Raw genomic sequence first — 20,193 nt, forward strand, 5'->3', positions numbered from 1 at the left:
CCACTTTAGACCGCAAATGGGTGTGGTGTTCATTCTATCTTTTGTGCCACGCCGAGGATGCCTACATACCTCACTTCCCATTCTGCAATGAGTGCCAGCTTCACCTCTTCCAGGGCAAACCTGAGATCAGCGCCTGCAAAACGATTCCGGCGGGGATGAACCAGGATATGGCGCGTAACAAAATTCTGATAGAGCGTGGGGTAAAGCTCTTCAAGAAAGTAGAATCCGCCTGCATGCAGCACGCGCGCCACTTCTCTGAGGGCAGCGAGCCAATCGGGAATATGGTGCAGAACACCGAAACCGAAAACAGCGTCCATTGAACCCGCGGGGTAGGGTAGCGCAAGCAGGTCTGCTGCACAGAGATGGATCCCCGCCAATTCCCCTTCCGTGAGATACGTTGATGCCTTTTGCATCATCTCGAGATCCAGATCGGTGACGTGAAGGTCCGCTGGTTCGAATCTCTTCCTTATGAGACGCGCTCCTGCGCCGCGGCCGCAGCCCACCTCCAGCGCCCGCGCAAAGCCTCTCGCAGAGCACACCTTCGCCATCCAGCTTACTTCGAAGTACTGCTGCAGCACGCGTAGGGGAGTATTCACCGCAAGGCGCTCGCCCCAATTCAGCTTCGCCGATGTCTCTTCGGCTGTTAACATCTTTTGCCCATTTAACTAATCCTCATTTTTATCGCAGATAAGAGCGGATAAGAACTGCGATAAAGGCGGATAGTTCCTTTTGACCGGAGCTGTGATAGAACGACATCTCCGGTCAACCCCGATCCCGCCGCGGCGGGAGTGTGGGGTACCTCGCGGGAGCGACGAAGTGCGGAGAGCATTGCCGCAGTATCGCAATGCTGTCCACGGTATACTCATCTGCGAACATCTCTCTTTGCTTTCATCTGCGAACATCTGCGATAAAATTATTGTCCCTTCTCAGCGCGATGGACTACCGCTATACCGTTCGTGAGTCGCTTATACGTCACGTTCGAAAAACCTATATTCCGCAGGATTCTCGAAAGTTCATCAGGAAGCGGAAAAAGGCGGATAGATTCGGGCAGATACGTGTACGCCTGGCGCGTCCCGGCCAGGAGCTGTCCCGCGAGAGGCATTATGACAAAGGAGTAGAAATGGTAAAGCGCCCTGAACCACGCAGGATCAGGTCTGGAAAACTCAAGGATAGTAAAACAGCCCCCTTTTTTGAGCACACGGTGCATCTCCCCGAGGCCTTTCTCCAGGTGGACGAAATTGCGTATCCCGAAGCCCACCATGACTGCATCAAAAGAATCGCCGGGAAAGGATATACGCTCCGCATCTCCCTGGACAAAGCAGACGCGCCCGGAAAGACCGTGCGCTGCAACCTTAACCTGTCCGAATTTCATCATCGCCCGGTTGATGTCGTAGACAGTGACGAGGCCTGCGTTGCCGACTATGTTGGCTGCAAGGAGTGCGAGGTCTGCAGTGCCGCCGCAGACATCGAGTACGAAATCGCCCGCCTTTATCCCTGACATACGCACTGCTCTCCTCTTCCACAGGTAATGCAGGCCAAAGCTCAAGACGGTATTCATCCAATCATACTTGGACGCGATAGAATCAAAGTGCTTGTCGACAAGCTCTCGCTTTTTAGCTTCGGAGACTTTTCTGAAGCCGAACGACACAGGCTTCTCTGGGGATTTATCCATGGGCAACCGAAGGTTTTGACCGCGGGAGAAGAGCCATGAGAACAGCGCAGATCACCGGCAGGCAGGTAAGAGTCCACATGGTCGATGGGATTCCGTAGAGGTCAGCTATTTTACCGAGCAAAGGCGCTGCTGTCCCGCCAGCAGTGATGGAAAGGCCAAGGGTTACACCCGACGCGAACCCGATATGATTGGGCAGGTACCACTGCCCCATCACGATCACCGTACTGGAAGAGAGAAAAAGAATAAAGCCAATAGGTATCACTGCCATGGTAGCCAGCCGCGCATCACCCAGGAGCAGAAATACAGGCAGCACGAATGTCACGACGATAAGGCTGATCAGGACTATCCTGCGATAGCCGATCAGGTCCCCCAGCCTGCCGCCGAGCAGAGTACCGAACACGCCACAGGAAAAGTAGACGGTGAGTATGGTACCTGCAGCAGCGTTGGATTGGTGAAGGACATTGAGCCAATACAGCGGCAGGAAGGTATTAAGTCCGTAAAAGAGAACAGATCTGATAATAATCACTATCATGAGTATCGTAAAGGCCTTCCACTGGTCTGCCTCTTCTGCCCGCAGCGGGAGAGCGCCTGCCTCAGCTCTTTTCAGGTCCTCTTTCGACAGACGACTGATCATGGGCACCAGGAATATGGCAGCTATGACTACAGGAAGAATGAGTAAAAGCGTACCCTTGAGACCGCACGCGAGAACGACGGTGGTGGTGAGTAGCGGTCCGGCTGCAAACCCGAGCTGCCCGCCCGTGGTAAATATGGCCATCCCGCTTGATTTGTTCTTACCGGCAACTCGATTCACGAGGCGGGCTGCTTCCGGATGGAAAGCCGCAAGCCCGATCCCGACCACTGCGACAACCGCAAAAATATACCAGTAACTGGGTGCTACACCGATCAGCGCGGTCCCGGCACCGGTAACCAGCATGCTCGCCGGTATAAGCCAAATCTTCGAAAGCCGGTCAGCAAAATGGCCAAAAAGCGGCTGCATGAGAGAAGAAAAAATGTTGGCGGCAAAAACGATACCCGCAGCAGCACTGTACGAAAGATGATACTGCACAATAAGGAAGGGAAGGAGGGCTGGCAGAGCCCCCTGGCTGATGTCGGTCGCCAGGTGTCCTATGCCAAGTATAATGATACGCCGTCGCTGCATACCTGTCCCGTATCCCTGTACACGTGGCCTATCTAGGGTTAATTAGAATTCATGGGCCCGACCCAGCCTTCGCCTGGATACCCCGTGCGGCAGCGAGGAGCTTGCCGCAGGCGTACTAAAGTACGTCGAGGAAAAGAGCGACATAGCGACAACGACGGTATGCACGTGAAGGCTAATTAACCCTACGAGTAAAGGTGATAGAGTCGAGCTACTATCGCCCTATTCAATTCCGGCTCTGTCATTGGTGTATTAGGCTGTTTCGGGTAGGGGTCAGGCGAGCTTATTCTCTCACCGGCCTCTTCCACGCTCCAGCCCTTCTTGATGGCCGATTTCACCGCTTCAATCCACTGCTCCACAATACCGGACTGCTCCTTAAGGTAGTCTTTCTTGCAAAGCTCACCGTGCCCGGGGACCACAACCTCTACATCCAGTTCGCCGAGTTTTTTAAGAGATGCAATCCACTGTTCGGGTTGAGACTCGTGCAGCCATGATTTCTTCTTCTGAAATACGATATCCGTGGTAAAGACCGCTCGCTCCTCAGGAATATACACGCCAATACCACCGTCAGAATGGCCTGGCAGACGAAACAGTTTTATCGTATGATCACCCACATAAAGATCCGTGTTGTCAGTAATAGCAATATCCGCAAGCCTCACCCGGTATCCTTCCATGAGAGGTGCAGCTGCCGGATCCATATTCTTGACCGTATCGAGCACTCTGGCTAGAGGCACCTCCGCGAGTTTGTCCCTCGTTGCCTTGGAAGTAATCAGGACGCCGGGGAAGAAATGGCTGGTCTGCCAGTGATCGGGGTGCTCTTCGGTGTTGATGAGATAGCGTATCTCTCCCTTGCTGACAGCCTCGTTACGCCATTTTACCGCGTCCGTCGGTTTCATCGGCGTGTCGATCATGACCACCCCTGCCTTGGTGGTCACGAACCCCAGGTTGCATGCGGTCATGCCTGTCTCTACATAAAGATTCTTTGTAACCTGCAGCATCTTCTTTGTCTCCTTTCTCCGAGCTTCAGCGAACCGCTATGCCTCCTGGCACAGCATATCGAGCGAATGTAGCATACTGACCCAACTCAGTCAACGGATTTTGTTGCAGGGATTTTGTTGCAGGTGTCCTTCAGGACATTCGCCCTGTGTCCGTTTTGCCGCTCATTTTCCTTGACAAGCATGTGTAAAAAGAGGATAAAGTGCGCAGGCTGCTTAGCCAATTGCAGAGGGGATCATAAAAGCGAAACCTGCAATGCGTATTCAACATCGTGCTCACATAACGGACATCTGAAAATTACTGTGAACAGACTAAGCGGACTTGTAGTCTTTCTTCTCGGATTCGCGATCTTCTGGCAGGGCCGGAGCCTTTCCATTGGCACGCTGCATGCGCCGGGGCCCGGCTTTTTCCCTGCGCTTATCGCCGGAGTGCTCGTCCTTCTCGCACTTATATTGATGATCGGGGGAGGGAAAAAGGAAGGCGAGGAAGATGCTGTTCCTTTTTCAGCCGTCCTAAGGATGCTGCTGCTCTTTGCCTCGCTCGTCGCCTATTTTCTCCTTCTGGAATATCTGGGCTTCGTCATCGTCAGTTTCCTTCTCATGTTTTTCCTGTTCTTCTGGGTGGGACGTCAGCGGTGGTATCTGGCCTTCTCGTCGGCTTTCGTCTGCATAGGCTTGGCATATCTTCTCTTTGAGGTGCTTCTTAAGAGTAATCTTCCGCGAGGCGTTTTCGGGTTCTGACTATGGAGTTGCTGCATAACCTTTATCTCGGTTTCAGTGTCACGCTCCTTCCGGTGAACCTTCTTTTCTGTTTTATTGGCGTTCTTCTCGGAACACTGGTGGGGGTTCTGCCTGGCCTCGGTCCTGCTGCGACGATTGCGCTTCTGCTGCCCATCACGTTCAGCCTGAGACCGGAAGCGGCAATAATCATGATCGCAGGGATTTACTATGGCGCGCAGTACGGAGGCTCCACCACATCCATCCTCGTCAACATACCCGGCGAGGCATCGTCCGTAGTTACCTGCCTCGATGGCTACAAGATGGCACGTCAGGGCAGGGCAGGGCCTGCACTGGGCATCTCTGCTTTCGGCTCGTTTATAGGTGGAACACTGAGCGTCGTGGGTCTGATGCTGCTTGGCCCTTTGCTTGCGCGTTTTGCTCTCAGGTTCGGTCCTCCCGAATACTTCGCGCTCATGTTCCTCGGTATCGTCATCCTGACGTTCCTTTCCAAAGGATCCATGCTGAAGTGTTTTATTTCAGCGGGACTCGGACTTTTTATAGGAACAATAGGGATTGACACCATTTACGGAGTACAACGTTTTACTTACGGCACACTGACGCTGATGGACGGTGTGGGCCTCGTTCCTGTTGCGATGGGATTGTTCGGCGTAACCGAAGTGTTCGTTAACCTGGAACAGACAGAGGTCCGCGACATTTTCAAGAGCAAGATAAAAGGTCTCCTGCCCACACGAAAGGATTGGGCCGAGTCATTCGGTCCTATCATGAGAGGTTCTGTGATGGGCTTCTTTCTGGGCATTCTTCCGGGTGGTGGCGCTATTATGGCCTCTTTCGCTTCCTACGCCACAGAGAAACGTATCTCCCGCCATCCCGAGACTTTCGGTAATGGAGCGATAGCCGGCGTTGCAGGCCCTGAGACCGCCAACAACGCGGCCACGGGCGGCGCCATGATCCCGCTTCTTTCTCTGGGTATTCCGTCCAATGTCATCATGGCCCTCTTGATAGGGGCGATGATGATCCACGGCATCAAGCCGAACGCCTTTCTGGTCAGTGAGCATCCGCAAGTCTTCTGGGGTGTCATCACGTCCATGTATGTAGGGAATGTTATTCTTCTGGTGCTCAACCTTCCGCTTATTCCCGTCTGGGTCCGGCTCCTTAAGATTCCCTACGGCATACTCTTCCCGCTGATCCTGCTCTTCTGTTTGATAGGCGTCTACACCGTGAATAACAACGCCTATGAAATCCTGATCATGCTTATTTTCGGCGTGATCGGCTACGTGATGCGCAAGACGGGTTTCGAGCCCGCCCCCCTGCTCTTTGCCATGGTTATCGGTCCGATCATGGAAACAGCATTGCGCCAGTCATTGCTTGCTTCTCGCGGCAATTTCTCGGTCTTTTTGTATCGTCCGATCTCTGCGGTATTGCTTGGAGCAGCAGGTCTTATTTTACTGAGTTCGCTCATCCCCAGGGTGGGGAAACAGAGAGAGACCATCATCCAAGAAACCCCTGATGACTAAATGGCCACTCTCCTTCACCCGATAGGCAGTATACTCCACAATATTCCATCTTGGATTGTGATGATATTCTTTAGGATTTCGAGATTAGGATTTAGAACTTATCCTTTTCTCGGGGCGGTTTGAGGAACGCTCCCTCTCTCGCGTGGCGACGTCTCTCGAATCGTTCCCTCAGTTCGTCGAGCTTCTTCTTTTGCTCATCATTAAGCTCTTGTCTGATTTGCGAGAAGCCGTCATCCATAATGCTATCTATTTCCGGTCGTCTCTGGAGAAAGTATTCACGGAGCTTCTCTTCTGTCTGCTCGACAATTTTTTGCACCGCGACTTTCTGCTCCTCCGTGAGGCTGAGATCCTTCGAGAGCCTTTTCATGATGAAAGCCGTTCTGCTGCCGTGCTCGCCCGGAAAGAAAGAATGGTGACGCTGGAAATAGAGCCGGGTGCCTACTGAGCCGACCAGAACACCGACGATGAACACGAGCGCTACCCCGACTATGAGCTTCCCTTTATTCATGCGCCCTCCTTATACCCCGAACAGGTGCACCAGTGCTGAGTCTTCCACCGCCGTTAGAACCAACTGCACGATATCATACTCAAAAAGCGCATTCATAGCGAATGAAAGAGCAGCGAGCACTGCCATTAATAATGAGGTGGCAGGCGCAAGCCGCCAGACAAGATGCTCGAAGGTGGGCAGATACCCGGGCGCAGAGCTACAGGTACCCATGTGGCGGATGCGCACCATGACGCTGTCCTGCCATTGCTCTCCCACTGGCAATCTTTCCTTCGCCCGGTATGCCTCCCGCAATATTCCTGTGAGCTTCTCCAGCTCCTTTCCGGAGAGTTTCATGTATCACTCCTTTTGTGTTTGGCCGCCCCCGTGAGCAACGCCCGCAGCTTCTTGCGGGAGCGAAATAACCGCACTTTCACGTTTGCCGTGCTCCAGCCCAGAAGGATGGCAGCTTCCTTGAGAGAATGCCCCTCAAGATAGACCAGCTCAAGTACCATTCTGTCCTCAGCAGACAATCTATCCAGGGCCCAGTCCAACACTTCCCGAGCCTCCTTCTGCAGGCCCGCCTCATTGAAGGACCGGCTTGAGTTGTCGTACAGAGCCGCATTCAACCATGCTTCATGCTCTTCCGTGAGGGAACTCATCGGCAGTTCGCGGGACTTGTAATGCTCACGCCAGAAATCATAGCAGGTCCTGACCGCAATCACAGAGAGCCAATGGCCGAAGCTTTTGCCCTTGAATGTCGGCAATGACTGGAAGCTCCTCACGAATACGTCCTGCATCGTCTCTTCTATCTCATCGTAAGGTACATGTTTCTTAACGATGGCCAGAACAATGTGCTGGTATCGTTTCATCAGGCTCTCAAAAGCGTTCACGTTGCCGGCGACAACCTGACGTATTATCAGTTCATCATCATCCGGACTGCGGCTGTCTATCACCACGCCGTACCTTTCAGTCTCATCGCAGGGCGCCTCGACTCTGCACGGCATAGCCATGACAACCCCGTCTAAACCATTCTATCTGAATCGGTTTGACGCTTCAAACCACGAGTCCCGTCATCAAAGTTGAAGCGATTTCCATCTTCTCGAGATTCCGGCTCATTCGTCATGTAACGTTACACAACGTGACATTACGTGTGTCCTAACCTAAAGTCGCAAACCAAAAGAGAAAAGTTACAACAGTACGTCCAATCATGGTTGTAACCTTTTTCTAATCGCCCACGACTTAATGAAGTATATGGTCCAACGAGCGACAATATTCAACACCGAGATTACACATACCGGACCCTTCCGGCAATCGGGCGGTGACACCCCCCCAACCCTTATCGATACCGTCACCGCCCGTGCCGTCCGGCTTCGAGACCAAGAGGGCAGACCGCTCGCTTGGAAGATGCGAAGTCCCCGAAGGGGGGAAGCCCGTCCTTTAGGCTCGGAAGATGGAAGAGAAGAAAACGTACGATGGAATTCAAATAAGGAGGGAAACATGAAAACGTGGTCTCTGATTGCGGCTGTGCTATTCTCGACTTTTTTTGTGACCGGTGTCTTTGCAGCGCCGACTGATACAGGTCCGACGCCTCCCGGCCAGGCTCCTGTGGGTCAATACGCTACCCCCAAAGCTCCGCCTGGGCCTATGCATGGCTGGCGCGGCCCTGGATTTGGAGCACGGCAGCGTATGGTATCCTACCTCGGCCTCACGCCGGAACAGATAAACAAGATGCGGGAACTGAGGGGCCGCTATCGGAACGAAACACACGACCTGAGGTATGATCTGGCTATAAAAAGAACGGAGATGCGAAAACTCTTTACAGATCCTAAGGTAAACGAAGCGACGCTCATGGCAAAGCAGAAAGAAATAAGCTCGCTGACACAACAACTCATGGACAAAAGAGCGCAGATGAAGATCGAGTGGAGAAAGATCCTTACAGCGGAGCAGATTCAGAAACTCGACAGTATTCTACCCGTAACCGGCCATCATGGAATGGGAGGCGGAATGGGTGACGGAATGAGACATGGAATGATGGCGCCGCATATGGGGTACGGCGGTATGGGACCAGGCCGCAGCGAATAAACTGCTTCACCCGAAATGCAGCACCGGTAATATGCTATAATAATTTCCGGGCGCCGGTTGGCCGCGGTGCCCGGCGAAAGCATGACAAGGAGCTGCATATGACCAGTTCAGGTTGGTTGACGTTTGTTGGGTCCCGGAATGGGAAGCGCCGGCGCATTCTGATCCCACTGCTTGCCCTTCTTCTTCTCGTATCCTGCAAAACCCCTTTTCCACCAGAGCCTCAAAAGGGTGACGTACGGGTCATAGACGGTGTCGAGTATATCTACGGTAAAAACCCGAAGTATATGCAAAATCCACAGGAACCGTTGTATGTGTGGCTGCGCAGAGATCAGTACGGACCTGATACACTCGATGATTTTGCATTTCGGGCACCGGTTCCCTCAGAAAAGGAAAATGCCCTGAAAGCAAGGCTTGACAAGCTTGAGGCCGAGTACAATAAGAAAATGGGGATACCTTCGCAGCCAACTCCGCCCAAAGGGTCTGCGGCGGGTTCCGTCAGCACTGCTTCAATTGGAGGAGTCGCACGGCCCGGTTCGATCAATCCCGCTCCTAAATTGAAGCGTCGCGTGCTTGTTTTACCGATGGCTGGCGCGACTGATCCTCAATCCCAACAAATCGCTGAACGTGTCACCGCCAGACTCATAGTAAATCTGGAAAACACGGGCGTCATCCTGTGCATCGATCCCCAGTCCATAGGGTTTCGCGGTGACGTTGCTCAACCCACAGCCATGAGGGGCCTTGATGAAGTCCAGGGTATACAAGCCGTCGTGCAGGGCACTGTCTTTGACACGCCGGGCACTGCGAACAAGAAAATTTCATTTACTATCTACAATGCAGAAACAGGGTTGATTCTGAGGCAGTTAACGGGAAATGGCGCTTTCCTGACAAAGGAGCAGGGCGCTACTTCTCCTGCAGAGAGCAACAAGGTGATAGACCTTGGCATCGAACCGATAGCGCAGGATATTGCGAAAATCATCTCCTCGCTGGATTGGCACGCACGTGTTGCCTCGACACAACAGGGTAAAATTTTCATCAATGCAGGCAAGTTGTCCGGGCTGGAAAGAGGAGACACTCTCGAGGTCTATGCGTCCGGTGGTGAGGTTGTGGACGCGACAACCAAGACCTCCCTCGGAAAAATGAAGGGAGATTACAGGGGAGAAATTGAGGTCGTAGAGTTCGTAGGCGCAGATGCGTCGTTGGCGAGATCGAAGAAGGGAGACAAGTTTGCCCCAACCGATCTCGTCTACCTGGGCAAATGAGTGCCACGGGCGGTCTTCTAACACGCTCGACAAGAACAAACCCTATTTAGGACGGTGCTGCCTATGAAAGACAAAAAGAATCTTCTTACCAGGAGCAACCTGCGGGATATAGTTATTATCTGTTCCTTCGTATCATCTGCGATCTTCAACCTTAGTGTCGCCGCTGAGGCTGTCGGTTTCTGCCTGCTTGCCATAGGTTGTTTTCTGCATATTGTCGCCAAAGGCGTGCTCATACGCAATGTGGTTCTTTGCGACAGGGGGATATACGCCATAGTCCGGCATCCTTACTATCTTGCCAATTACCTGATCGATTCAAGCTTCTGTGTTCTGAGTGGCAATCCTTACCTGATCGCAGCATATCCTCTTCTGTTTTTCTGGGCGTATGGGCCGACCATAAGGAACGAAGAAAAGTTTCTCGCTTCTAAATATCGCGATTCATTTCAGGATGACAGCTTCAATATTCCACAGGTGTTTCCGGATAGAGCTTCTTTAAAGGGTTGGAGAGGATTGTTCCAGGGTTTTTCTTTCAGCCGCGTTACGTTGAAGGAACGCGCAAGGGTAGCGAGGTTCTGCTCTGCGGGTTTCGCCATCATGCTCGTACAGGCAGTGAATCTGCGTCAACTAAGGCCCCTCTTTTATCCGACAAGAACCGATTACGACGAATTCTCGTTCATGGTACTCGCGGCTGTTTTTCTGCTGGTAAGTATCGTCTTTGTGCTGATGGACCGCAGCTATCGCGCTGAAAGAGACAACCGATATTTAGATACAAAATCGCTTGCCCAATGAGACGATGCAACCGTGCTCTGGAAGAGTGGCAAACCCTCTGACGGATTATTATGTTAGTGGCAGATGAGACGGCCAGGGAGGTTAGCATGAAGAAATCGATTCTTATCGTGCTGGTGCTTGCGCTTATTCTTTCCATAGGCTTGCCGCAACGCGCCCACGCTAACAGCTATTACTATAACAACTGGTGGGTGCCTGGTGCGGCCTTCTTTGGCGGTGCTCTGTTCGGCGCTGCTATCTCCCGTCCTTATCCCTATCCTTATCCGTACTATTATTACCCGCCGGCGCCTGTCTATGCTTATCCGGCGCCTGTCTATGCTTATCCTCAACCCGTATATGCGTATCCGCCTCAGCAGCCCCAGGGCTACGTGTATCAAAGCCCGGCCTCGCCCTATGCGCAGGTACCTCAGGCACAGACCCAGCAGTCTACTCCAGGCGAATGGGTGACTGTTCCCGGCCAGTGGGTGGGCGACAAGTACGTCCAGTCCCACCAGATGTGGGTCCCGGCAAAGTAACATTAGTCAACAGTCAGCAGTAGGCAGTAGGCAGTAGGAGAACGAAACATCGGTTAAGTGTTCGTTTTCGCTGTTACTGCTTACTGTTTACTTGCTACTAACGAAGGCTTTCAGCATCTGGTTCGTATTGTATTCGAATATGTCCGTGAGGCTTGCGGTATTCTCCACTCCCGGGAAATTTATTATCTGCACGTATTTGCATTTTGCGTTCTCCGCGATCGTTTTGGCGACGGGCGAATGGAGGATATCCACGACGACATCAGGCTTCTGGGCAACTGAATCGGCTATGACCTTTGGCGTTAATTCTCCTAAAGGAACAACCTGAACCACGTTAAGCCCGGCCCATGAAGAAAAAGCTCTGGCGTGCCAGTGCACCACGGCGCGCTTTCCGGCAACCGGAGCCAGCTTTGCTTTAAGTGCGCTAAGTGCTTGAAGGAAACCCTTTCCCCACGAACCTGCCTCCTTCTCTGTTTTCAGGGCGGCCGCAACGTTTCGCACCTGCGCGATCAATGTTTCAGGCGAAAGAGTCGTATCGACCTGTACGGCAATAATTCCTCTGTCACGAGCGGTCTCGACAAGCCGGGACACCATCCTTTCATAGCCTGCATAAACAACCACACGAGCGCCTTCAAGCTTCAAAAGATCTGAAGGTTTCAGGTCATATTCAGGCGGATGGCTCGCGTTTGCAGGCGTGAGCACTCTCACCTCAGTCGCGCCTGCAGCCCTTGCAATTGCACCGGTGAGGGATGTTGAGGCGACGACGACCTCTCCCGCCGCCGTCGCAACGGTTGACAACGTAAGAAGAGCCAGCGCGCTGAAAAAGAGCGCAAGCCCTTTATAATATTTCGTGGAAGGTTGATGCCGAGTCGGATTTGATCGGGCGACGCAGCAGCAACGAAGGTATACGGTTAAAGACGACTCGGCATCAAGCATGGCTGAACCCCCTGCCAAAGATCATACACACAGCAACGATGAGCGATGCCGCCAGTATGATTGTGGAACTCGCGGGCATATCAAAGCGGAAGGATACATAGAGTCCGCTCACACCCGATACAAGCCCGAAGAGCGAGGAAAGGATAAATGACTGTTTCAGGCTTCGGGCGATCATGCCCGCTGCCATTGCAGGCAAAAGCACAAATGCATCAACCAGCAGCGCGCCGATCATACGCATCGACACTGCGATAGTCAGTCCCAGCATGAAAACGATCAGATAGTAAAGCGCCTTCTCGGGGATGCCTACGGCGAGCGCTATCTCTCTGTCGTAGAGGATCGCCTGTATCTCTTTAAAAAAGAGGAAGATGATGCAAAGAACGAAGAGACTCACACCCCCAACGGCCACGAGGTCCCAGGCGGTGAGCGCGAAGATGTTACCCCAGAGGATGCTGAAGGCCTGAATAACGTTGATCTTGCCTTTGTAGAACAATATGAAGGATAAGGCTAGGGTCAACGTCATGAAATAACCCGATATAGTGCCCAGGCCTATCTTTGTTTTTTCAGATACCGGGCCCAGAGCCAGTGCAGAAAGTGCGCAGAGCAGCAGACCTGCCACCATGGGGTCTACCCTCAGAAAGAGGCCGAGTGCTCCTCCGAGCAACGCCACGTGCATCATGGCAAAACGCAGCGGAATCAGGTTGAGCGAGATGATAAATACGCCGATCAGGGGAAAGGCTATCCCTGCAAAAAGGACCCCCATAAGGGCGTGCTGCATAAAAGGAAAGCTGAGCGAGCCGAACCAGGTCATGTATTCTGCCTGATCAGCTGACTCTTTCCGTCTTTCAGAAGGTAAACCTTATTGCTGTACTGCTCGACCCAGTAGGAGTCATGGGTCACGAGCAGGGTGGTGAGGCCCCTTTGCCTATGCAATCTGTAGATCGTCTCCATGATATCAGACTGCGAATCGGCGTCGAGATATGTAGTGGGCTCGTCAAGAAGCAGTATCGAGGGCTCCTGTGCAAGCGCGCGCGCCAGTGCCACCTTCTGCTGCTCGCCTCCCGAAAGCTCGTGGATCAGCTTAGCCGCGAAACGCTGCATGCCGACGACTTCCAGAGCCTCTTGCGCTATGTCCCGGTCATCTCTGGATGGCTTACGCAGTAACCCTATTTTGCCGTAGCGCCCCATCAGCACTGCCTCATCCACGCGCATGGGGAAATGCCTGGAGGCAGACCGTTGCGGCACGAATCCCACTTCTTTTCGTACGCCGTTATTTCCATTGGCTGCGTGCCACAACTCCCGCCCCAGCATCTTTACCATACCCTTTGACGGGCGGAGCATCCCGTTGGCAACTTTTAAAAGGGTTGTCTTGCCTGTCCCGTTGGCACCCACCAGCGCGACGAACTCGTCGGGCTTTGCCTCAACGCTCACCCCCGAAAGCACCCATGCGTCTCCCAGTTTCACGTGGATATCGTAAAGCTCAATGGAATGATGCATCAGGCTTTCCTTCCTTCCGCGAGGAAGCGGCCTGGCTGGTTGATGAGTGAAATACCGGTGAGCCCAGATTTTTCCATGAGAAGCCGCAGCGCCTCAGCGTGCGGCAGGTGATCGCAGGCCACTGCACCGCCAATGTGCCCATGTAATCGGTTTATCTCTTCGGCACTCTTGAGATGGGCTATGCCCACCTTCCCTCCCGGCCGCAGGACCCTGACCATCTCTAGAAGCGCCTTCTCTTTATCCGGAAAATGCGGGAAGGCAGCAAAGCAGGTCACACAATCGAACTGGTGCGAACAGAAAGGTATCGATTCGACACTGGCATTCAAGAGCACTGCACCCGCAGATTGGCCTCGTTCTGCGGCGTGTTGCAACATCTTGAATGAGAAGTCCATGGCAACGAGGCGACCGTTCCAGCCGATAATCTCGCGAAGGAATGGAAGAAGAACACCTGTGCCGGTGCCCACGTCGAGCACGGCATTTCCGACAGCCAGCCCGAATGAAGCCACCAGCTGTGATAGCCGCGCATGCTCTCCGACATCATGGAACCGTTTGTCCCACGACGCTGCATGACGATCAAAGAATGTTTTCCTGTCTTCCTCTGCCATTTCAGGCCCGGCAAAAAATAAACCACGAAGGCTGCGGTCTTCAGACCGAGCGCGCCTTCATGGCACCATGAATATACGATTCCTTATAGGCGATTGTCAAGCGCCAGACCGGGGCTCAAGATTTCAGAAATCGGGACGATAATGAGACATGATCAGCGGGATCGGAGCATCACTGGCCGGTGTTGCAGCCTTCGAGAAAAAACTTTCTGCCACCGCAGAGAACATCGCCAACAGCAACACAAAGGACTATAAGAAAAGCGAGTCGGTGATCACGGAGGATGACGCCGGGTTGCCTGAGCTCAGCCTCAAGCGCATCGACACCCCGGGGCCCCTGGTTCAGGAATCAGACGGAACGATTTCAGAACAATCAAACGTGGACCTCGCCGAAGAACTGACCCAGAGCATTGTGGCGCAGAGAGGGTATGAAGCGAATATCAAGGCTCTTCAAACCCAAAATCGCATGCTGGGTACGGCACTCGATATCTTAGTCTGATCTGTTCCGGCTGTTTCTCTGCGCTTGCGTGAAAGAAGAAGTTCTGTTGCCCTCCTGCGCGGTTTTGGGGTGATCCCTGTAGACATCCTTCTGTAATGACTGCAAAGCCTTCTCCACAGCGGATACCGCAGTATCTTTGACACCGCCGCCTAAGTTCGCAGGACTTTCGCCCTTCACGTCGACAGACCAGACGAGCTTCCCGTCCGGCACGCCAATCAGCCTGAGAGACAGGCGGGTATCGTTGATGAAATTGCCCTTATCCTGCGACAGCATTCCGACAAATAGACCCTCCAGTCCGTACCGTTCCTGCAGCCTTCTGCGTGTGGTCTCAGGGAGGCTCTCATCGACACCGCGCCCCCATTGGCCCAGCATCTTGTCTACATCCCAGTTAATTGTCACCACGTGAAAACCCATATCAACAAGGCCGCGGGAAAGACGGTCCGTAGCATTCTGCCCGGCTGAGAGATTACCCACTATCGTGGCAACCCCCACCCGTTTAGGAAATCCCGAAACCCAGATACGGTCTTTGTCTGCGAGCTTCGACGAAGCCATATTCAGGGCACAAGCTGCCGTAATTCCAAACATAAGAAGGCCTATGAAGGGTCTCCAGGCAAATCGGTTTGCACCAGTCATGGACGCACCTCCGTAGCATAACAAGCAAATATCGGGCCACGGACCATCTCAATTTACTTTTGGAGCCTGAGCAATTATAATACTCTAGCCATGTTTGGTATAGGTATACCAGAACTCGTTATCATCGTCATCGTTGCCCTGCTTGTCGTCGGTCCTGCCAAACTGCCGGAACTGGCGCGCTCCATGGGGAAAGCGCTCGGTGAATTCAGAAGGCTTGCGGACGATGTCAAAGAAACCATAGAGCACGAGATGGCCGAGGAGCCCCAAAAGGATGAGGTAAAACAGGCAGACGTACAAGTAGAAGAGCAGAAGCAGGTACAGCAGGAGGAGAAAATACAGGGGCGGCAGCAGGACGTGCAGAAGGGGCAAGAATCGCTCTTCAATGATCAGATGCTGTTAGCCGACGGCCACGTTGTCGCAGAACAGCCGGCCGACGTGACGCAGACGCAAGAGCAGAAAGCCGAAGGTGAAGCAGCGACTGAAGGCCAGCAGGTAGCTCTCGAGGACAAGAAAGAAGACTTAGCCGAAAAGATCGCCGAAGGTATCAGAATAAATGACCCGCAGAAAACATGATAGACGAGAAGAAACCCTTTTTTTCCCACCTCAAAGAGCTCCGCGATAGACTCGTTGTCTGTGTCATAGCCGTGGGTGTGGCGTTCATCATCACCTATGGGTTCAAAGAGAGGATCTTCGGATTCCTCATGCAGCCCTTTATTCAGGTGATGCCACCCGGAAGTTCCTTCATCTTCACCAACGTCACCGAAGCCTTTATCACCTATTTCAAGATAGCCATTGTTGCGGCCATTTTTCTGGGCTCGCCCGTACTTCTCTATGAGATATGGATGTTTGTGGCACCGGGTCTCTATGAAAGCGAAAAAAATTATGTCTATCCCTTCATTATTTTCGGTAGCCTGCTCTTTGTTGCCGGCGCCCTTTTCTGCTATTACGTGGTGATGCCCGTTCTCTTCAGATTTTTCGTAGGGTATGCGTCAGAGTTTGTTGTGCCAATGCCTTCTCTCAAGGAGTACATGAGCCTGGCGCTCAAGATGCTCATCACGTTTGGTTTTATCTTTCTTCTGCCGCTTGTTGCCTACTATCTCTCCAGGGCGGGGATCATTAATCACCGCCTGCTCTCTTCGAAACGTCGCTACGCGATTCTCGGCATTTTCGTTCTGAGCGCCATTATTACGCCGCCGGAAATGACAAGCCAACTCCTCATCGTCCTCCCTTTGATAGGGCTCTATGAAGTTAGCATCATTATTGCAAGAATATTCGGAAAGAAGAAGGCGACCCAGGAGACAACCGAGTAAGATTAAGGGGTAAAACGCCCGGGAGAAAAGTGATGCCTCAACCTACCATTGTCATTCTCGCAGCCGGCAAGGGCAAAAGGATGCGCTCCAGAAAACCAAAGGTACTCCATGAGATCATGGGCAGGCCTATGATCGAGTGCGTGGTTGAAGCGGCCAGGCAGCTTTCCCCCTCAAAGATAGTTGTGGTTACGGGGCACGAGAGAGAGCTCGTGGAAGAGCGTCTCAAGAACGGGGAGCTTTTCTTTGCAGCACAGGAAGAACAGAAGGGCACAGCGCACGCGTTGCTTGTAGCGGAACCAATGCTGGATGCGACCGACATCCTGATACTTTATGGCGACGTGCCTCTCATCAAACCGGAGACGCTGCAGGCGTTCATTCAATTTTTTCGGAGCTCCCAGGGAGTTGCTTTCATGACGACCGAGGTGGATGATCCGGCGGGTTACGGCAGGGTCATCACGGACGGCGATGTGATCCGTGACATCGTGGAGGACGCGGATGCGGATGCATCACAAAAGAAGATACGGGAGATCAATACAGGTATCTGCATGCTCAAGAAAGAGATGCTTCCGCTCGTGCGTGAGATCAAAAATGACAATGCTAAAAACGAGTACTATCTTACCGACATATGCAAAGTGGCGCGCACGCGTGGGATCACGGTCAGAGGGTATCATTACAACGATCCCCAGGAGGTGCTGGGCATCAACACCCGGAAGGAACTGCTGAACGCCAACCAGATCATGCGGGAAAGAATCCTTGCACAGCACATGGACAACGGCGTGACCCTGGCCGGGGAAGGCATCTACATAGAATCTGACGTGCGTATAGGCCAGGACACGGTGATTTTTCCCTTTTGTTTCCTGCGCGGCAAGACGATAGTCGGTGAAGGCGTGACAATCGGTCCCCATGTGGTCATCAACAACTCGGTTATCGGAGATGGTGTCACGGTCGAGCCCTTCTGTTCCCTCGACGGTCTCACTGCCGAGGCAGCAGTCGCCATCGGTCCTTTCGCCCGCATCAGGCCCACGACCGTGCTCAAAGAGCGGGTCAAAATAGGCAATTTCGTGGAAGTGAAAAACTCCGTCATTCAACCGAAAAGCAAAGCCAACCACCTCTCGTACATCGGTGATGCCGACATCGGCACAGACGTTAACGTAGGGGCAGGCACTATCACGTGTAATTACGATGGCCGGAAAAAATACAGAACAACGATCGAAGACGGTGTCTTTGTGGGAAGCAACACGGAGCTGGTCGCGCCGGTAAAGATCGGCAAAGATGCAACTATCGGCGCGGGATCAACCATCACACGTGACGTGCCTGAGGGCGCTCTGGCTGTAACCAGAGTAAAACAGAAGCATATAGAAGGCTACGCGAGGAGGAAAAAATAATGTGCGGCATAGTCGGTTACGTGGGACATGACCGGGCGTACCCGATCCTGATAGACGCCCTGAAGAAGCTGGAATACAGAGGATACGATTCTGCAGGCATTGCCATCTGGCACGACGACAAGATCGAGGTTGCGCGCAAGAAGGGCAAGGTGGATGAACTGCGCGAGATCTGCGCATCAGGTTTCGAAGGCAGTATGGGTCTCGCTCACACGCGCTGGGCAACCCACGGCACGCCGTCCGAGAGAAATGCTCATCCCCATCGCGCAGGAGATGTGGTGGTCGTCCACAACGGCATCGTGGAAAATTACATAGAGCTGAAGGAAGAGCTGCGCAGGGAGGGTCACAAGTTTCTTTCAGACACAGACACCGAAGTGATCCCGCATCTCATAGCCAGCCGCCTCGACAAAGGTGCTGATTTCGTGGAGGCAGTGCGTTCGTCCGTGGCAGGTATGGCGGGATCGTACGCGCTCGGCATCATGCGGGAAAGAGACAGGATGCTGATCGCTGCCAAGAAAGAAAGTCCTCTTGTCCTCGGTGTCGGGGACGGTGAATTCTTCATTGCCAGTGATGCGCCTGCGCTGATCGGGAAAACAAATCGCTTCATTTTTCTTGAGGATAATGACATTGCGGTCATGCAGGACGGGAATTTACGTCTCATGGACGTGGAAGGCAAAGAAGTCGACAGAAAGATCCACGTTATCCATTGGTCCGGCGCCATGGCGGAAAAAGGCGGCTACAAGCATTTCATGCTGAAGGAAATTTTCGAGCAGCCCAGGGCCATCTCGGACACACTGATCGGGCGAGTCAAGGAAGAGCAGGGAGAAGTTGAATTTGAAGAGCTGAAGCTCCCGAACCTCAAGCGCGTAAAACATATCTGGATGGTGGCGTGCGGCACATCCTATCACGCGTGCCTCATCGGGAAGCAGATGCTTGAAACCAATCTGCGCATACCCGTGGAGGTAGACATTGCCTCGGAGTTCAGGTATCGGGACCCCATCATGGGGCACGATGAAATGCTGATTCTGGTTTCGCAGTCGGGCGAGACCGCCGATACGATCGCCGCGATGAAGGAGGGCAAACGCAGGGGCGCCTATGTTCTTTCCGTCTGCAACGTGCTTGGGAGCACGCTGGCGCGCGATGCGGATGGCGTGATCTTTACGCACGCAGGGCCGGAAATCGGCGTCGCGTCGACCAAAGCCTTTACCACGCAGGTGTCTGCGCTTTATCTTCTCATGCTCCACATGGGTAGAAAGCTCGGCATCATGGACAATGATGTGGTTCGTGAAAGGATAGCGGACATCAAAAAGATCCCGCACAAACTCCAGCTTCTCCTCGATGGTGCAGGCCAGATCGAAGAGCTTGCCCGGAAATACATGGGCTTCAAGAATTTTCTCTACCTCGGCAGGGGCATCAATTTCCCGGTCGCCCTGGAAGGGGCTCTCAAGCTGAAAGAGATTTCTTACATTCATGCAGAAGCGTATGCAGCAGGCGAAATGAAGCACGGTCCCATCGCGCTTATCGATGAGGATATGCCGGTCGTTGTGGTCTCGCCTTGTGACAGCACCTACAAGAAGTCGTGCAGCAACATAGAAGAGGTGGTTGCCCGCAGGGGAAATATTCTGCTCTTCACGGACTCCGATATCCACGAAATGGCTCCGAAAGCAAATGTGATTTTTCAGGTGCCCGCTGTCCCTTACGACCTGCAGCCCATCATGTCAATTGTGCCTTTGCAACTGTTCGCGTACCACATAGCGAATCTGCTGGGGACGGATGTGGATCAGCCGAGGAATCTTGCGAAATCAGTGACCGTAGAATAATAAGGGACGGCTGACATTCAATTGTCAATTTTAAATAAAGTCGTGTTTGTTCAAATAAAGTCGTGAAATTCAAATGAAGCCATGCAGGATGAGAACATCAACTCTGGTTTTTCTGTCAAAGAGGACAAGCGTCTTGCTTCTTCCTTACCGACTCATAAGGCGGTCGGTCGTTCTTTGACACAGAGCTCACTCGACCAAGAATTAGCTGGAAATAGACCAAATCTGATACAATCTATCCGATACAGCACGAAGAAGACTCTTAAATCAGTACTTTGGAGTTGATCGAGTGGCTACGGTGAAATCTGGGCGAAAAGTTTCA

General features: G+C 52.9%; 23 protein-coding genes. 11 read left to right on the plus strand and 12 right to left on the minus strand.

The window, feature by feature from the left end; genetic code table 11:
• Positions 1-29: 29 nt before the first annotated feature.
• From VMT71_08475 to VMT71_08490, 4 genes are all read right to left on the minus strand, one after another.
• Positions 30-650: a class I SAM-dependent methyltransferase gene (locus tag VMT71_08475; GenBank protein ID HVN23994.1), complete on the minus strand. Its 621-nt coding sequence runs from the start codon at positions 648-650 to the stop codon at positions 30-32.
• Positions 651-913: 263 nt separating this feature from the next.
• Positions 914-1,672 carry a bifunctional demethylmenaquinone methyltransferase/2-methoxy-6-polyprenyl-1,4-benzoquinol methylase UbiE gene (gene ubiE, locus VMT71_08480; protein ID HVN23995.1) on the minus strand — a complete coding sequence of 253 codons (759 nt, stop codon included), beginning with the start codon at positions 1,670-1,672 and terminating at the stop codon, positions 914-916.
• Positions 1,665-2,831: an MFS transporter gene (locus VMT71_08485; GenBank protein HVN23996.1), complete on the minus strand. Its 1,167-nt coding sequence runs from the start codon at positions 2,829-2,831 to the stop codon at positions 1,665-1,667. The genes ubiE and VMT71_08485 overlap by 8 nt, the downstream gene beginning before the upstream one ends.
• Positions 2,832-3,013: 182 nt before the next feature.
• Positions 3,014-3,826, minus strand: coding sequence for an MBL fold metallo-hydrolase (locus tag VMT71_08490; protein HVN23997.1), 813 nt, complete (start codon positions 3,824-3,826; stop codon positions 3,014-3,016).
• Positions 3,827-4,126: 300 nt separating this feature from the next.
• Between VMT71_08490 and VMT71_08495 the strand changes: the two genes are divergently transcribed.
• Complete coding sequence (locus VMT71_08495) at positions 4,127-4,564, plus strand: tripartite tricarboxylate transporter TctB family protein (GenBank protein HVN23998.1); 438 nt, start codon at positions 4,127-4,129, stop codon at positions 4,562-4,564.
• A gap of 2 nt (positions 4,565-4,566) precedes the next feature.
• On the plus strand, positions 4,567-6,078 hold the full coding sequence (locus VMT71_08500) for a tripartite tricarboxylate transporter permease (protein ID HVN23999.1): 1,512 nt from the start codon (positions 4,567-4,569) through the stop codon (positions 6,076-6,078).
• A 91-nt stretch (positions 6,079-6,169) separates the two neighbouring features.
• Here VMT71_08500 and VMT71_08505 read toward each other — a convergent pair whose 3' ends face one another.
• From VMT71_08505 to VMT71_08515, 3 genes are read right to left on the minus strand one after another with little or no spacing between them, the layout of a single operon-like run.
• Entirely contained in the window at positions 6,170-6,586 is a 417-nt protein-coding gene (locus tag VMT71_08505) for a hypothetical protein (GenBank protein ID HVN24000.1), read from the minus strand.
• Between the two features lie 9 nt (positions 6,587-6,595).
• Positions 6,596-6,919, minus strand: a complete 324-nt coding sequence (locus VMT71_08510; GenBank protein HVN24001.1) for a hypothetical protein — start codon at positions 6,917-6,919, stop codon at positions 6,596-6,598.
• On the minus strand, positions 6,916-7,575 hold the full coding sequence (locus VMT71_08515; protein HVN24002.1) for an RNA polymerase sigma factor: 660 nt from the start codon (positions 7,573-7,575) through the stop codon (positions 6,916-6,918). Before VMT71_08515 ends, VMT71_08510 begins: the two co-directional genes overlap by 4 nt.
• 487 nt (positions 7,576-8,062) lie before the next feature.
• Between VMT71_08515 and VMT71_08520 the strand changes: the two genes are divergently transcribed.
• The 4 genes from VMT71_08520 to VMT71_08535 all read left to right on the plus strand — a co-directional run bounded on the left by VMT71_08520 (position 8,063) and on the right by VMT71_08535 (position 11,204).
• Entirely contained in the window at positions 8,063-8,647 is a 585-nt protein-coding gene (locus VMT71_08520; protein HVN24003.1) for a Spy/CpxP family protein refolding chaperone, read from the plus strand.
• A gap of 98 nt (positions 8,648-8,745) precedes the next feature.
• Positions 8,746-9,906 (plus strand): hypothetical protein, encoded by a 1,161-nt coding sequence (locus VMT71_08525; GenBank protein ID HVN24004.1) that lies wholly within the window; start codon positions 8,746-8,748, stop codon positions 9,904-9,906.
• Between the two features lie 63 nt (positions 9,907-9,969).
• The gene (locus tag VMT71_08530; GenBank protein HVN24005.1) at positions 9,970-10,692 is read left to right on the plus strand and encodes an isoprenylcysteine carboxylmethyltransferase family protein; all 723 of its coding nucleotides are present in this window, start codon (positions 9,970-9,972) and stop codon (positions 10,690-10,692) included.
• Positions 10,693-10,778: 86 nt separating this feature from the next.
• Positions 10,779-11,204, plus strand: coding sequence for a hypothetical protein (locus VMT71_08535; GenBank protein ID HVN24006.1), 426 nt, complete (start codon positions 10,779-10,781; stop codon positions 11,202-11,204).
• Between the two features lie 87 nt (positions 11,205-11,291).
• Here the strand turns inward: VMT71_08535 and VMT71_08540 are convergent, their stop codons facing one another.
• The 4 genes from VMT71_08540 to VMT71_08555 are packed head-to-tail and all read right to left on the minus strand — an operon-like array spanning position 11,292 to position 14,236.
• Entirely contained in the window at positions 11,292-12,137 is an 846-nt protein-coding gene (locus VMT71_08540) for a metal ABC transporter substrate-binding protein (GenBank protein HVN24007.1), read from the minus strand.
• The gene (locus VMT71_08545) at positions 12,130-12,945 is read right to left on the minus strand and encodes a metal ABC transporter permease (GenBank protein ID HVN24008.1); all 816 of its coding nucleotides are present in this window, start codon (positions 12,943-12,945) and stop codon (positions 12,130-12,132) included. The genes VMT71_08540 and VMT71_08545 overlap by 8 nt, the downstream gene beginning before the upstream one ends.
• Complete coding sequence (locus VMT71_08550) at positions 12,942-13,631, minus strand: ABC transporter ATP-binding protein (GenBank protein ID HVN24009.1); 690 nt, start codon at positions 13,629-13,631, stop codon at positions 12,942-12,944. The genes VMT71_08545 and VMT71_08550 overlap by 4 nt, the downstream gene beginning before the upstream one ends.
• Positions 13,631-14,236, minus strand: a complete 606-nt coding sequence (locus tag VMT71_08555) for a methyltransferase domain-containing protein (protein ID HVN24010.1) — start codon at positions 14,234-14,236, stop codon at positions 13,631-13,633. Before VMT71_08555 ends, VMT71_08550 begins: the two co-directional genes overlap by 1 nt.
• Before the next feature lie 148 nt (positions 14,237-14,384).
• Between VMT71_08555 and VMT71_08560 the strand changes: the two genes are divergently transcribed.
• Positions 14,385-14,729 carry a flagellar basal body rod C-terminal domain-containing protein gene (locus tag VMT71_08560; protein HVN24011.1) on the plus strand — a complete coding sequence of 115 codons (345 nt, stop codon included), beginning with the start codon at positions 14,385-14,387 and terminating at the stop codon, positions 14,727-14,729.
• Here the strand turns inward: VMT71_08560 and VMT71_08565 are convergent.
• Positions 14,721-15,362 carry a hypothetical protein gene (locus tag VMT71_08565; GenBank protein ID HVN24012.1) on the minus strand — a complete coding sequence of 214 codons (642 nt, stop codon included), beginning with the start codon at positions 15,360-15,362 and terminating at the stop codon, positions 14,721-14,723. The genes VMT71_08560 and VMT71_08565 overlap by 9 nt on opposite strands.
• A 90-nt stretch (positions 15,363-15,452) precedes the next feature.
• Here VMT71_08565 and tatB point away from each other — a divergent pair, with 90 nt between their 5' ends.
• From tatB to glmS, 4 genes are read left to right on the plus strand one after another with little or no spacing between them, the layout of a single operon-like run.
• Positions 15,453-15,935, plus strand: a complete 483-nt coding sequence (tatB, locus tag VMT71_08570) for a Sec-independent protein translocase protein TatB (protein HVN24013.1) — start codon at positions 15,453-15,455, stop codon at positions 15,933-15,935.
• Entirely contained in the window at positions 15,932-16,672 is a 741-nt protein-coding gene (gene tatC, locus VMT71_08575) for a twin-arginine translocase subunit TatC (GenBank protein HVN24014.1), read from the plus strand. The genes tatB and tatC overlap by 4 nt, the downstream gene beginning before the upstream one ends.
• Positions 16,673-16,704: 32 nt before the next feature.
• The gene (gene glmU, locus VMT71_08580; protein ID HVN24015.1) at positions 16,705-18,057 is read left to right on the plus strand and encodes a bifunctional UDP-N-acetylglucosamine diphosphorylase/glucosamine-1-phosphate N-acetyltransferase GlmU; all 1,353 of its coding nucleotides are present in this window, start codon (positions 16,705-16,707) and stop codon (positions 18,055-18,057) included.
• The gene (glmS, locus tag VMT71_08585; GenBank protein ID HVN24016.1) at positions 18,057-19,874 is read left to right on the plus strand and encodes a glutamine--fructose-6-phosphate transaminase (isomerizing); all 1,818 of its coding nucleotides are present in this window, start codon (positions 18,057-18,059) and stop codon (positions 19,872-19,874) included. Before glmU ends, glmS begins: the two co-directional genes overlap by 1 nt.
• Positions 19,875-20,193: the final 319 nt, after the last annotated feature.

The sequence above is a fragment of the Syntrophorhabdales bacterium genome, from assembly GCA_035541455.1.
Lineage (GTDB): Bacteria > Desulfobacterota > Syntrophorhabdia > Syntrophorhabdales > WCHB1-27 > JADGQN01.